The 15035-nt window shown below is 35.2% G+C and carries 12 protein-coding genes; 7 read left to right on the top strand and 5 right to left on the bottom strand.

What is annotated here, in order from left to right; genetic code table 11:
* Window positions 1–240 precede the first annotated feature (240 nt).
* Window positions 241–477, bottom strand: coding sequence for a VF530 family protein (locus OD757_RS10215; protein WP_263031791.1), 237 nt, complete (start codon window positions 475–477; stop codon window positions 241–243).
* Between the two features lie 1376 nt (window positions 478–1853).
* Here OD757_RS10215 and OD757_RS10210 point away from each other — a divergent pair.
* The 6 genes from OD757_RS10210 to OD757_RS10185 all read left to right on the top strand — a co-directional run bounded on the left by OD757_RS10210 (window position 1854) and on the right by OD757_RS10185 (window position 8713).
* Window positions 1854–2144, top strand: a complete 291-nt coding sequence (locus OD757_RS10210; RefSeq protein ID WP_034678399.1) for a hypothetical protein — start codon at window positions 1854–1856, stop codon at window positions 2142–2144.
* Window positions 2145–2636: 492 nt separating this feature from the next.
* Window positions 2637–3170 carry a fimbrial protein gene (locus OD757_RS10205; protein ID WP_000731819.1) on the top strand — a complete coding sequence of 178 codons (534 nt, stop codon included), beginning with the start codon at window positions 2637–2639 and terminating at the stop codon, window positions 3168–3170.
* A gap of 91 nt (window positions 3171–3261) precedes the next feature.
* Entirely contained in the window at window positions 3262–3996 is a 735-nt protein-coding gene (locus tag OD757_RS10200) for a molecular chaperone (protein WP_009391205.1), read from the top strand.
* A 55-nt stretch (window positions 3997–4051) separates the two neighbouring features.
* Window positions 4052–6613 carry a fimbria/pilus outer membrane usher protein gene (locus OD757_RS10195; RefSeq protein WP_263031790.1) on the top strand — a complete coding sequence of 854 codons (2562 nt, stop codon included), beginning with the start codon at window positions 4052–4054 and terminating at the stop codon, window positions 6611–6613.
* A complete protein-coding gene (locus OD757_RS10190; protein ID WP_263031789.1) occupies window positions 6610–7626 on the top strand; it encodes a fimbrial protein in 1017 nt (338 codons plus the stop codon). The genes OD757_RS10195 and OD757_RS10190 overlap by 4 nt, the downstream gene beginning before the upstream one ends.
* 112 nt (window positions 7627–7738) lie before the next feature.
* On the top strand, window positions 7739–8713 hold the full coding sequence (locus OD757_RS10185) for a DUF4882 domain-containing protein (RefSeq protein ID WP_263031788.1): 975 nt from the start codon (window positions 7739–7741) through the stop codon (window positions 8711–8713).
* A gap of 57 nt (window positions 8714–8770) precedes the next feature.
* On the opposite strand, the gene OD757_RS10180 is transcribed toward OD757_RS10185, so the two are convergent.
* Both OD757_RS10180 and OD757_RS10175 read right to left on the bottom strand, forming a co-directional pair.
* Window positions 8771–9880 (bottom strand): S-(hydroxymethyl)glutathione dehydrogenase/class III alcohol dehydrogenase, encoded by a 1110-nt coding sequence (locus tag OD757_RS10180; protein ID WP_033850079.1) that lies wholly within the window; start codon window positions 9878–9880, stop codon window positions 8771–8773.
* 229 nt (window positions 9881–10109) lie between these two features.
* Window positions 10110–11981, bottom strand: a complete 1872-nt coding sequence (locus OD757_RS10175; RefSeq protein ID WP_263031787.1) for a phage capsid protein — start codon at window positions 11979–11981, stop codon at window positions 10110–10112.
* Between the two features lie 183 nt (window positions 11982–12164).
* On the opposite strand from OD757_RS10175, the gene OD757_RS10170 reads away from it, so the two are divergent.
* On the top strand, window positions 12165–13322 hold the full coding sequence (locus OD757_RS10170) for a catalase family protein (protein WP_263031786.1): 1158 nt from the start codon (window positions 12165–12167) through the stop codon (window positions 13320–13322).
* Window positions 13323–13404: 82 nt separating this feature from the next.
* On the opposite strand, the gene OD757_RS10165 is transcribed toward OD757_RS10170, so the two are convergent.
* Together OD757_RS10165 and OD757_RS10160 are read right to left on the bottom strand one after the other, a co-directional pair.
* Window positions 13405–13713, bottom strand: coding sequence for a hypothetical protein (locus OD757_RS10165; RefSeq protein WP_263031785.1), 309 nt, complete (start codon window positions 13711–13713; stop codon window positions 13405–13407).
* An 831-nt stretch (window positions 13714–14544) separates the two neighbouring features.
* Window positions 14545–15000, bottom strand: a complete 456-nt coding sequence (locus OD757_RS10160) for a hypothetical protein (protein ID WP_263031784.1) — start codon at window positions 14998–15000, stop codon at window positions 14545–14547.
* Between the last annotated feature and the right edge of the window lie 35 nt (window positions 15001–15035).

Raw genomic sequence — 15035 nt, 5'->3', positions numbered from 1 at the left:
AATCACTTGAATTTAGGGATTTATGGTAAAGGTAAAATAAAATTTATGAAAAGGATGTATATGTTTCTTAAATAAATAGTTTAAATATTTAACTTATAGGGCTTAGTTGTTAGTACGCTGTCTAGAGAATTATTGAATAGATATTTTTTACTAAAAAGGTCTTAAGAGTAGACTAAATTTTTCTAGGAGAGTGGTGGTAGTCCACCACTTATTAAAATGCTAAGGCTAGGATTCTGATAGCTACGATTTTTGTTTGTTTTTTTGGCGTAAGACATACAAATATAAGTTTTCTACTTTTTCACGTGCCCATGGTGTGGTACGTAAGAATCGTAATGATGATTTAACACTTGGATCTATACAAAAACATCTAATTTCAATTTTACGACTTAAGCCTTCAAATCCACCGTAGTAATCCAATAATTCATCCAAAATGTCAGCAAGTTTTTTGCCGTGTAAAGGGTCATTGGCGGCGTTCATAATAAATCAACAATATTTTGGGAGTCCATTATTATAACCTGAGCTAGTTGGAAAGTGAGAGGAATTGCGGAAACACATCCCGAAGCGTATTAGGTTGTAATTGATTATCGAAACTGGCTGATTTCAGTTTTTAGACTTAAACAAGCCAGATAAAGGGAAGATTTCTGGAATATTTTTTAATGCCTTAGTGTGAGTATTTGAAATACTGGCAGCCAGTAGTAGTCACAAAATATAGCTCGTAAAGGTGATGTGCAGTTCACTAGGGTAAATATAAAAATGCAATTACAACTTATCGGAAGTTATCTAGAGAATTATTCTGGCGAAGATTAGAAATAGAGTTAAATCAATTTAAGCCGTTAAGAGTACCAAGGTTTAGTAAGTTGCTTGAGCAACAAATACAGTTGGGAAAGCTTTTAACAATTCAGTGTAATGAAGCATAGATAGATGGCGTAGTAACAATGCAGAGTAGCCAGAGCCTTATATATGGTAGGTTTCCAAATATTCTATTTAACATAATATACATTATACGAACAGCTATATAATTCGGTAATAAGCCCTTAGTACTACGCTTTATTTAAACTCTAATAGTTATTTTTTCTCGTGCTAGCGCTTAAGCAATGCTGTACGTCGATGACAGCTTTAAAGGATGTTTATTTTCCTAAGATAATTTTTATCAAGAATAAAGACTTCATCATCCAAATAAAATTTAAGTAAATGGTGATCTTCATCTGATTTGAATCTTACTATGCTTTTTCTCTAGCTCATATTTCAACTTGATATAGTTTGATGTTGAAAATATCGTGCATGTTTGACTGCATAAAAATTTAAAGAAATCTTAGAAGCTAAAATTATCTTTCTTTTAGTGTCCCCGTATATTTAAATACTGAAAGTATGTGATGAATTTCAATTTATAAGATATAACTTCCACATATTTAACTAATAAGGTGAATTTAACTAATAAATTTAAATAAAAAGTATAATTAATCACATTTTAAATTAAATAAGTATCTTATATCTCTGTAATAGCCTTGTAATACAACACCTAAAATCTCAATATATAATTTACATATTATTTAAATATTAAATTATATATCATTTAGTCCTTTAATTCTATTCTGTTGTTATATTGAACTATTGTTTTTATATTTGATTAAATATCAATAACTTAAGTTGGTATGATTAATTTTACGTCATTATGATTATTATATTTATTAATATGGTTTAATAAATTTTAACCATTACATTATTTAAAACAATTAATGTGATTTATATCACGCGAAAATTAATAATTTTTTATTGAATTAAACTTAATTATTGTTTTTAAATTAAAAATATTGTATCAAATATATAAACTATTTTATAAATAGGCATATAAAATGAAAAATAATATTTTTAAACTTCTTATTCTGATGGTTGTTTCCACTTCCCCACTATTTTGTTATGCAAATAACACAATAATGATAAGAGGAAATATTGTTGAAGATACATGTTCAACACAACATAGCGAAATAGAATGTGTTGAGGTAAACAATTTAAATATTAAACTTGATAGTGAATATTTAAATAGAGATAGTCTTTTTAAGTTGGCTCAACATACTGAGAAAATGGATACTAGCATTGAAAGCATAGGTTCAAATCACAAAGTCGTACTTATCAACTATCATTAACTTATTACCCATATCATTGAGGCTATTCCTGCAATAAGCTCAAAATTAAAGAGTGATTTGTCGAACTCATCGCATATCTTGATGAAATAGATGAATCGCTCTTTTTCTATAAAAAATGACTATTTGTTTATTTCTTCTGTATACATATGCATAATTTATTCTATATAATTGTATTCTAAGAATTTAAGCTTATTTTTCACATAATTTGTTCAATTCTTTTCTATTTACATAGTGTTCTTATGTAACTTGCTTATCTTCATAGCTTTTCTTTTTCATAAAACAAAAAACTTTCATAAACAGCTATATAAGCTGTATTTACCCACTCTGCATTCTAAATAAAAAAATGTGGCTCAATTAAAATTATGAAAAAATAATGTGATCTAGTTTGCATTTTGTTTAAGAAGTGTTAATATCGCCGCATTACTTTTCAAGATGTCAAACACTGGAAAAGTAAGGAATTAAAACTTTTATCCAGACTTTTGAGAAAACACTATGAAAAAACTTGCTTTGATCGCTGCTCTTTCGGTTGTAGGGATTGCGAATGCTCAAGCTGCTGATGGTACAATTACAATTAATGGTTTAGTTACAGACAAAACTTGTGACATCGTTACCCCTGCTGGTAAAGACTTCACAGTTACTCTTCCAACTGTTTCTAAACAAACTTTAGCTGTTGCTGGGGATGTTGCTGGTCGTACTCCTTTCCAAATCAACTTAGCTAACTGTTCACAAGGTAAAGTAGCTACTTACTTCGAACCAGGTGCAACTGTTGACTTCAATACTGGTCGTTTACTTAACCAAGACGCTACTGGTGCTAAAAACGTTAACGTTCAACTTTTAGGTAGCAACAATAACTTCATCCCAGTACTTGCTGCGGGTGCAAACGGTGCTCAAGCTAACTCTCAATGGGTTGACGTAGCTGAAGGCGCAAGTGCTGACCTTAACTACTATGCTGAATACTATGCAACTGGCGCTTCTACTGCTGGTAAAGTAACTACTTCTGTTCAATACACAATTATCTATCAATAATTAATTGATAGCGGGGTTTCTATGTCCGCATGGAAACCCTGTTTTTTTGTGTACCGCTTTCCCGAATCTTTCTTGGTTGAGAACTCGAAAAATGAAATTGAACAGTTATAATTTTTTGTTAGGTTTGGCATTTGCTTCAGCAGTTGTCGCACCTGCTACTCAAGCAGAAATTGTAATTCATGGCACTCGTGTAATTTATCCGTCGGATGCTAGAGAAGTTACGCTACAAGTTAGCAATAACGGTTCAAAGCCAGCACTTGTCCAAGCTTGGATTGACGAAGGTGACCCAAAAAGTACACCGGACCAATCAAAAGTTCCTTTTATGATTGCTCCACCAATTTCTCGTGTTGAAGCAACGAAAAGTCAGACCCTTCGTATTACTGCTTTGCCAAATGCTTCTCAACTAAATCAGAAGCAAGAAACGGTTTTGTGGTTGAATATTTTAGATATTCCGCCTAGACCAACTTCAAAAAGTGAAGATACGACTCCTGATAATTTCCTGCAACTTGCAATTCGTTCACGGATTAAATTCTTCTATCGTCCATCATCGATTAAAGAAGACGCGAATTTAGCATCAGATAAGCTTCAATGGATTAAATCTGGTCAAAGTTTAACGGTAAAAAATCCTACCCCTTTTCATATCACGCTGACTTCTGTTTACCAAAAGGCTGGTGATAAAAAAGTTGATTTATTACCTCAAGGGCTAATGATTAAGCCTTTTTCTGAAGCGTCAGTTCAACTTAAGAATGGCAATCTTCAAGATATGAGTTTTATTAATGTCAATGACTACGGTGGTCGAGTCGAACACCCAATAAAACTTCAGTAATCAGATTTATCTTTTTAATAAATTTAAGCACCTATATGTGTAGGCGGACTTAGCTATGCCAAAAAAAAGGCAAGAATCTTATAAATTATTAAAACGCCATATTTGTTACTACTTGGCTTCTGGTGTTGTCACAATGACAATGCCTGTATTCGTGCATGCTGAAGAAACAACTACGAGTGCTCCAGTAGAGGCTGAATTTGATTCTGCTTTTTTAATTGGAGATGCTCAAAAAGTTGACATTTCTCGTTTTAAATATGGTAACCCTGTTTTACCGGGCGAATACAACGTTGATCTATATGTAAACGGTCAATGGTTCGGTAAACGCCGCATGGTCTTTAAAGCCTTAGACCCAAATAAAAATGCAGTAACTTGCTTTACAGGAATGAACCTCCTCGAGTACGGCGTTAAACAAGACGTTTTGTCTAAGCACACGACCCTTCAAAAAGAAAATAATAGTTGTTATAAAATTGAAGAGTGGGTTGAAAATGCATTTTATGAATTTGATACTTCTCGTTTACGTGTAGATATTTCTATTCCACAAGTTGCATTGCAAAAAAATGCGCAAGGCTATGTCGACCCAAGCGTATGGGATCGAGGCATTAATGCTGGTTTTCTATCTTATAGTGGTAGTGCCTACAAAACATTTAATCAGTCTGGTGACCGAAGCGAAACTACAAACGCATTTATGGGCGTTACAGCTGGTTTAAATGTTGCTGGTTGGCAATTACGTCATAATGGTCAATGGCAATGGCAAGATACCCCTGCTGAAAATCAATCAAAATCGAATTATCAAGAAACAAGTACATACTTACAAAGAGCTTTCCCTAAATACCGTGGTGTTTTAACGCTAGGTGATAGTTTTACCAACGGCGAAGTATTTGACTCTATTGGTTATCGCGGTATTGATTTCTCAAGCGATGATCGCATGCTACCAAATAGTATGTTGGGCTACGCCCCTCGTATTCGTGGTAATGCAAAAACTAATGCAAAGGTTGAAGTTCGTCAACAAGGCCAACTTATTTATCAAACAACGGTTGCACCAGGTAACTTTGAGATTAATGACCTTTACCCTACTGGTTTTGGTGGGGAAATTGAAGTTTCTATTATTGAAGCAAATGGCCAAATACAAAAATTCTCGGTTCCCTATGCTTCAGTTGTACAAATGTTGCGCCCAGGTGTAAACCGTTACTCTTTAACTGTAGGTCAGTTCCGAGATCAAGATATTGATATTAATCCTTGGGTTGTTCAAGGGAAATATCAACAAGGGATTAACAACTACCTAACAGGTTACACAGGTATCCAAGCAACGGAAAACTATGCTGCTGTCTTATTAGGTGCTGCTTTTGCTACACCAATTGGTGCCGTCGCGTTAGATGTTACCCACTCAGAAGCTGACTTTGAAAAGCAGTCATCACAATCTGGGCAAAGTTTCCGTTTAAGTTATAGTAAGTTAATTTCTCCGACCAACACAAACTTAACCCTTGCTGCGTATCGCTACTCAACAGAAAACTTCTATAAATTACGTGATGCTCTGCTTATTCGCGATTTAGAAGAAAAAGGCGTAAATACCTATGCTGCTGCGGGTCATCAGCGTAGTGAATTCCAAATTACTTTAAACCAAGGTCTTCCTGAAGGTTGGGGTAACTTCTATGTAGTGGGTTCGTGGGTTGACTATTGGAACCGTAGTGAAAGTACTAAACAGTACCAAATTGGTTATAGCAATAACTATCATGGCTTAACTTATGGTTTGTCTGCAATTAACCGTAAAGTTGAGTACGGTTCAAATGATACGTCTCATGATACTGAATATTTAATGACGCTTTCATTCCCAATTAACTTTAAGAAGAACTCAGTTAACGTCAACGTTACTGCTTCTGAAGACAGCCGTACTGTTGGCGCAAGCGGAATGGTTGGTGATCGCTTTAGTTATGGTGCCTCTGTGTCACATCAGGACTATGCAAATCCATCATTTAACGCAAATGGACGTTACCGTACTAACTATGCAACTGTTGGCGGCTCTTATAGTATTGCTGACTCTTACCAACAAGCAATGGTTAGCTTAAGTGGTAGTGTGGTTGCACATTCAGACGGTATTTTATTTGGACCTGAGCAAGGCCAAACAATGGTATTAGTGCATGCACCTGATGCAGCTGGAGCAAAAGTGAATAATACCGTTGGCTTAAGCGTAAATAAGGCTGGTTATGCGGTTATTCCGTATGTAACACCTTATCGTCTAAACGATATTACGCTTGACCCACAAGAGATGTCGAGCCAAGTAGAGCTTGAAGAAACAAGTCAACGTATTGCACCTTTTGCTGGCGCAATTGCTAAAGTAGATTTTACAACCAAGACAGGTTATGCAGTTTACATTAATAGTAAAACTGCTGATGGCAAAAGTTTACCGTTTGCAGCTCAAGTCTTTAACCAAAAAGATGAAGCTGTAGGTATTGTTGCACAAGGTAGTATGATTTACTTACGTACTCCACTCGCTCAAGATCGTCTCTATGTGAAATGGGGCGATGAAAGCAATGAGCGTTGTTCGGTTGAGTACAACATCAGTAATCAGTTGCAAAATAAGCAACAAAGCATGGTAATGACTGAGGCTATCTGCAAATGAAAAAATTACTCTTAAATAGTGGTGCTTTAGTTGTATTAGGTTTTTGTATTAATACAGAGGTTCAAGCGGCATGTACGACTAGTCTCGGTTTCAGGACAATTGATGTTGCGATGCAAGTTGGACGAGTTGTAGTTCGCCCAAGTGATCCTGTAGGTAAAGTTTTGGTTAAATCACTTTTTGAGATCAGACCAGATCCTTATACCACCTATACCTGTAGTCTTTCCGACATGTTGACGGCTCAGTTATTACAAAGTTACCCACTGAGTGTACTTGGTGATAGCATCTATTCAACTAATATTCCAGGGATAGGCATCCGTCTCTATCGAGAAGCGTTTAATGCCGGAAATTTCTCTGGTTATTATCCTTATACTCGTCGTGTCCCATCAACCAACTTTCGTCTTGCGGAAGGTTATTTTGTTGTAGAAATTGTAAAAACAGCTGAAAATACTGGATCAGGAACTTTAGTCCCTGGTGTTTATAGTAGTTATTATGCTGGAAACCGACGTGATCGCCCTTTTTTAACCAGTACAGTTAATGCTAATGCAATTACTATTGCATCTTCTTCTTGTGAATGGCGTGGGGCTATTAATAAGCAGGTACAGCTGCCAACAGTTACAAAAGCTGGGTTTAAAGGTGTTGGCTCAACTCAAGGAGATCAATCCTTCGAACTAAATATTCTCTGTAATGGTGGTATCAACCCAACAGGTTATGAAGAGAAAAACCTCATTAGCTTAAGTTTTGATTATCAACAAGATGGCACTAACACCCAAGTTTTAAAAAACCTTGAACCAAATGCAACTAAAGCAAATGGTGTTGGGGTTCAACTTGTATGGAATTATCAAAATAAGAATCAAGTTATTGGTCTAGGTAATAAACTAGAACTGGGAACTGTGAAATCAAATCAAACCATTCAATATGATGTTCCTTTAACAGCGCGTTACTATCAAACTGCAGCCAATGTTACACCTGGTAAAGTGCGTGCAATGGCTACTGTAACTATTGAATATGATTAATCATATTCAATAGTCTGTAAACTTAATAATTTCAAATATTTAAATATTAATAATAAATTTTACTTTATCACTACTTTCTAAAAACTTAATACTTAACTTAATAGGAATATTTATGAAAAAAATAGGTATAGTTGCTGTTAGTGCAGTGACATTATGTTGGGCTATGTATGAGGTATCTTCTGATAATACCAATACAATAACGCATAGCGAATCTAGCCAAAAAGTAGCATCTAAAAAATTTTCATCAACTGCAAAGGATGAAAAATTAGCACCTCAAATGCTTTTGGCTCAAACTACCTCCCTTAATTCTTCTGCCCCAGTCTGTAAATACAATTTTGATGTGACTCAGGAAGATCTCGATCTATGGAATAAAGAATACCCTGATTTTCCTATGAAAATATTCCCATTGATAACTGGTCAAAAATTTGGTTTTAAAGTAGAACCTACGCCAGAAAGTCAGTATGGCTACGTAGATTATGTAGCTACAAGTAAAGTAGATAGTCTGAATTCGGTTAATGAAATTGGTGATTTAACGATACCTCATACAGGTATTATTGCATTTGAAATGGAACTTAAAATTCCAACATCAACTCTTGGAAGTTCATCACTTGGAAATTCTACTTATTACTCCGCTAGCATTGGATTTAGTGGGGTAACAAATAATGGTTATACAGTTAGATCTGGCTATTGGTTTGATATGGGTGGGTATGATCCAGATTTTGGTGAGAATCCTGCTAGATTAAAATATTATGTAGCTTATCGACTTAGTGATAATAGTGGGCCTAACAATCCATATTATAAAGGTCAAAATATGACAAATAATTCAAATGAATACCAAAGATTAGGGATGTATATTAATCAGAACACTAAGCAGGTTGGCTTTATTGTAAATGGTGTTGATCACGGGTATCAATCTACTTTACCTGCTCCACTAGAGAATATACGTTTTTCTGTCTCAAGTAGTATAGGAATATATTCTAATCAATTATTTGGACAAGAGTTGTCGAACGAACTCATTACTGACCGTAATGCGCTACAGTTTAGCTACCCTCAGGGTACAACAGACATGTGTGGTAATGCCATTTAAGATATAAAACTATAAGTCGTAAAAAAGGGCTGAATCACAGCCCTTTTTTTATTTCATTTAGAAATGAATAACTGTACGGATTGATTTGCCTTCGTGCATTAAATCAAAAGCGGTATTAATGTCTTGTAGAGGCATAGTATGCGTTACAAAAGGCTCAAGTTGAATTTCACCTTTCATTGCATCTTCGACCATTTTAGGAAGTTGTGAACGGCCTTTTACACCACCAAAAGCAGTACCCAGCCATTTACGGCCTGTAACTAGCTGGAATGGACGAGTTGAAATCTCTTGACCTGCACCCGCAACACCAATAATAACGGATTGTCCCCAACCACGATGTGCACACTCTAGAGCCGAACGCATAACATTGACGTTACCAATACATTCAAACGAATGATCTACACCCCAACCTGTCATTTCTACAATGACTTGTTGAATTGGCTTATCGTAATCTTTAGGGTTTAAGAAATCTGTAGCACCAAACTGCTTAGCGAGTTCAAATTTATCTGGGTTGGTGTCTACCACAATAATTTGCCCTGCTTTCGCTTGACGTGCACCTTGTACAACAGCTAAACCAATACCGCCTAGACCAAATACGGCAACAGAATCACCTTCTTGTACTTTTGCTGTGTTATGCACGGCGCCAATACCAGTCGTCACGCCACATCCAAGTAAACAAACTTGTTCGTGATTCGCTTCAGGATTGATTTTAGCTAAAGAGACTTCCGCAACTACTGTATATTCACTAAAGGTTGAACAACCCATGTAGTGGTAAATCGGTTCACCATTGTAAGAAAAACGTGTGGTTCCATCTGGCATTACACCTTTTCCTTGGGTTGCACGTACTGCAACACACAAGTTGGTTTTTCCAGATTTACAGAATAAGCATTCTTTACATTCAGCTGTATAAAGTGGAATCACATGGTCACCAGGTTTAACGCTTGTTACGCCCTCACCCACTTCAACCACAACACCTGCGCCTTCATGACCTAAGATAGCAGGAAAAACACCTTCTGGATCATCGCCAGATAATGTAAAAGCATCGGTATGACAAACGCCCGTATGGGTAATTTTTATTAAAACTTCACCCGCTTGAGGCGGTGCAACATCAACTTCAACAATTTCTAAAGGTTTTCCTGGGGCAAAGGCGACAGCTGCACGAGATTTCATCTTTGGGTTTCCTTTAAATCATTCGGTATTTATAGTCGAGCAAAATAGATTATGTAACAGTAATACAAGAGCTTAATTTTGCTTAAATTAAAATTGGCTTTCATGACAATCCATCACAGCATAGCCAGTCAAGTACGTCTAAGCAAGCCTACATTTAAAAAAGAAGAAAACCTCTTACTTGAAGAGGTTTCTTATCAAATCACTTATCTTATAAGCAGCTTATGTTTACTTAGAGGTAAATATCTGGTGGATATGGCGTGTTATCACTAATTGACGAATACAACGTATTTTCAACAAAGAAGCCATTTGGAGCTTGATTAGTATCAATGGTAATCGAATCAAACATGACTTGTGGATAGGCCCAGATAAATTGCTTCATTAAACCTAAAGAAACATTGTTTTTCATGTCACCAAAAATTCTTTGCCAGATGGGTGTTCGATATGGCTTGGTTTTATCAAATCCATAAATATAAGCAATCGATGCATCAGGAACGAATCCTGATAGATAAACCACTTTATTTGCGGGATAACCTAGACCTTGTATAGGGATTTGGGAAACAGCCTGATGTGCCAAGTCTAAGCGAGCTTCTAATAGCCAGTCATAGGCTTCTGTCATCATATAATCAAAATTTGGATATGAATAATGCTCACTTGGATAGTTAATATAAGTGGCTAAAGTCTGAATCGGAGATTGAATAGAAGGAAAGAAAATAAGGGGACTAACTTTGGCAGTGGAGTATTTTGCTTTGATAACGGTACGAATGTCTTGACAGGTTTGTCCTAATTTATTTCTAAGCCACGTTTTAAACTCATCATAAGGCGTGCCTGTTTTATTCATTGCTTCATAAATTGTGCCTAGATCGGGCGCATATAAACCTGTATCAGCATTAAATGCCAGTTTAGTTGGATAGTCATATACACAAGGTAGATTTGTGCCAGTGTTATACCACCACCAAGGCTCACCAATCTGCATGTTTACATCACATCCCCCTGCAACCATTGCATCTGCAAACTCAATAAAGACTTTATGTAGATATGCCAATGCATTTTTGTCACTTAAACTAAAGAAATAACTGGGAGGCTCGTAACCTGTACGACCTAAGTTATTATTCCAGTCACGCTGTGCCCAATATTCATTGGCCCCCAAGGAATACATTTCAAAGCTTACCCCAAAGATGGGTTGCATACTTGCGCTATGTAATGCCTGAGCATATTTCTCATGCCATTTACGGGTACATGAGTTAACAACTGTCTCACCTGTTACCAATGTATCTGGTATTTGCCATTTATTAATATCGCTTTTCCATGTCATTTCCGGATAATGCGACATACCACAATAGTGATTCACCAAACCTTGATATCCCAAAGCAGCCATATTATTGACGAGGCGCTGCGGATTTAAATCGTAATGGTCGTCATAGCTTGTACAGATACCATAATTATGCGGAGGTACAACAACGCGGCTCAAATTTAACTTTGCATTTGTTCCAGTCACGACTGAGTTGGTCAGACGAATGTAACCATCTTTTGGTTGGCTTAAAGGCGTGGCGGATTGGCTATTGTAGTCACTGGTAAATCCTGAAAATGAAATTCGCTGAATATTGGTTACCGGAAAGCTATCTGTAGCAGAAAAACCAGCTTTTACTGAATCCCAATTAATATGAATATGCGCCGTGCGAGATGAAGGATTATTTGCATAATTAAATAAGACAACATAAGCAACTTTATCTACGCCATTGTCTTGATAGTACACTGTTAAAGTCGGCGTTAAACTGCTGTTGTTAAGAACAGGCATAGAAGCCGATAATTCAATATCAAAATCCCAAATTACCCCTGCATAGCTGTATTTAGTTTCATAAGCTAAAAATTTATGATCTTTAGTGTCATAAGAATCCCAAGTAATTCCTACTAGATCATTTGTCATACGCGATCTAAAAGATGCTTCAAAACCATTGCCATAATTGGTAATGGCGAAAGACATTGTTTGTGGACCGTCTATTCTCCAATAAATAGGACTAAATCGATCAATAAGTGTATTTTGAGTGATTGGATGGGGTGATGAATTAGAATTATTTTGCACATTTTGTCGATTAATTATCATGTCGTCATTCTCTTAATGTATTAAGAGGTTTCATATTAAATAATTCTTCTTCTTTTATTGTTCGGATAAGTAACAAGGACGTTTAAATTATTTACAGTTAATATTTTTTATAAAGATCAAAATAATATTAAAGAAGAAAACCTAATATTATCCTGAAATATTTTTGCACTATGGAGATAATAAATGTCAAGTTTTATGCAGCCTATATACTTTAGGGCGTTGTTTGTATTTACTCCTCTTGTGATTGCACTAACAGGTTGCAGTGAAGCTTTACATTCCCAAAGAGTGACACCAATAAAGCTATCTTCAGAAAATATCGCTTATCCAGACGTTGATACTTTTTTAGGAGAAAAGTTACAGCCTCATGAAGAAGCCTTAGCCCAGAACATAGCTCAAGTCATTGAAAAGTCAATTCGTGAACAATATACGGCGGGAAATGCTTTACGTGATGCACATCCTAAAGCACATGGGTGTGTTCGAGCCGAGTTTCATGTCTCAAAAAATATACCTGCTCAGCTTGCTAAAGGAGTTTTTATTCCAGATCAAAGTTATCAAGCATGGATTCGCTTTTCCAATGCTTCTAAGGATGCCTCTAGTGCCGACATTGACAAAGATGCACGTGGCATAGCGATAAAACTTTTAGGTGTATCTGGGCAGAAAATTTTAGAAAGTGAAAAGCAAGCAACTACCCAAGACTTTATTATGATTAATCATCCGGTCTTTTTTGCCAACGATGCTAAACGATATCTTTCATTTATGGATGATGTGAATAGCCACAATATGATCCGAAAACTTCATATTCCGTTTGCCTTAGGTTTTAAAGGAACAATGAATGCACTCGGAGCACGTAACTCACAAATTGCAAATCCACTCTATGCGCGTTATTGGTCTATGGTTCCTTATCAATTAGGACTTGGTAGTGATCGACAAGCAGTTAAATATTCAGTTCGTGCTTGTTCAGTGACACCAAATAATCTACCTAAAAACCCTAGTCATGATTTTTTAAGAGAGGCTTTAAAGACTACTTTGCAACAAACAGATGCATGTATGGAATTCCTTATTCAGCCACGAACCTCAAATAAATTGTTAGTAGAAGATTCAATGACAGAATGGGATGAGAATGCAGCTCCTTTTTATCAAGTAGCCACTATTCATATACCAAAGCAGGACTTTGATACGCCTGAGCAAAATAAATTCTGTGAAAATCTGTCTTTTACGCCGTGGCATGCCCTTCCTGAGCATAAACCCTTGGGTGCAGTAAATAGAATGCGTAAAATCATTTATGAAAACATAAGTAGAGTTCGACATGATATGAATTCAGCGCCTAGGCAAGAACCTTAAATACTTTATCTATCTTGGTATGAAAGTTAAAAAATATTTTAAAGATGGCAGTTTTCAAATGTTCTTGCCTTGGAGGCACCTTTTACTTAATAGATTCTTTACTTGTATCTATGGTGATTCGATCAATAAAGTCTGCTAACCATAAAATAAAGTCATCTTCACTTTTATGTTTTGGAATCAAGCTCATATCTAATTTAATGGGTAACTCATTTTTTACACTCACAACTGTACCTTCAAAATTTACAAAGTTATATAAAAATTTTAATTCTGTACCAGTAATGGCTTTTTTAATTTCTATAATGAGATTATTTAAGTTTTTAAAGTGATTGTTTGAAGACTTACTTTTAATATTTTTATTAATTTTTTCTGCTAATAATAAGTATTTTGGCATTTCTATCTCCTTATTAAATTAATTATTAATAGAATTTAAGTATAAGTTTAAAGTTATAAAAATAAGTATTTAATTTTAATTAAATTGTTTCTATTTTTTTAATTTTTATTGGTAAATTCTGCCGAATCTAACTATTTATTCTTTTAAAATGTGATTTAGTTTGATTATTTTTCTGATTAAAACAGTAGGTTTTTTAATACCAACTGCCGCACTCAGATTTAATTTGTATTAAATAGGCTCAATATACTTAAATTATTAAGCCTATTTAATTTTTAATATTACTTAAGATGGAAAGTAGGCTAAATCTTAAGTAAGCTTTTGGAAACTTTTCATTTTATGAATCTTTCCGCATTTTCTACATTCTTTAATTTCGTCATGGGCAATATCAAAATCATATTCCCAGATGTGAATACAGAAAATTTGTCTAAGATTGCTGAGCATAGACACCTCCTTATAAAAAACCAACTCATTAGCAAGTTCTTTAGGAATGTACTTCGCTTATTTTGATGAATTTTCCTCTTTAGCTTTCTCATCCTTGTGTTTACAGCAATAACCGAAAACAGCACCAGCACTAAAGAAAAATATAGCTTTGAACATCGGTATCTCCAAAAGTTAGTTAGGTAAATTTAAAATTAACATTGAAAGATGTATCTGTTTTTAGGCCATTCAGACTGATTCTGTGCGTTATGCAAACTTTTGTGACAGGTTATAACAATATATTTTATAAAAATAAGGCGGGGTGAATTAAAAAACCGCCCCAGAAGGCGGTTGCTGAATTTACAGCGACATATAGAAGTGTAGTGGACGATCACTTCTATATTTTTTATAAACTTATTTTTCTTCTTTTATAATTTTAGTAAAAGCATCTGATTTGAAATAATTAATAATCATCTCACCATCATCACCTGTGGCGGGTGACACTTTAGGAGTTTCGTCATAGTTAAATTTAAAGTCTGGCGGAATAAATTTTGAGATGGGTGGAAGTTTAGCCTCTCCTCCTGTCGTAATTCTTTCAATAAAGCCTGCGAGCCAGAGTATATACTCATCTTTATTTTTATATTTAGGCATGAGGCTCATGTCCAACTTAATCGCACATTCCTCTAGCGGCTTAGTTAAGCACTCCTCAAAATCTATAAAATTATATTTAAGTTTAAATTTGGTACCTTTAATTTCATTACGAATAGTACTCACTAAATGATTTAAGTTCTCTGCTGAGCTTTCAGAAAATAATTTTTTGTCCTCAATCTTTTTGTACACGTTCTCAGCGATGATTAAATATTGTGGCATTTCTATTTTCTCCCTTTTATTGTCAAGCTACTCAC

The sequence above is a fragment of the Acinetobacter sp. AYS6 genome, assembly GCF_025630795.1.
Lineage (GTDB): Bacteria > Pseudomonadota > Gammaproteobacteria > Pseudomonadales > Moraxellaceae > Acinetobacter.
This window is presented reverse-complemented; position numbering and strand designations above follow the sequence as displayed.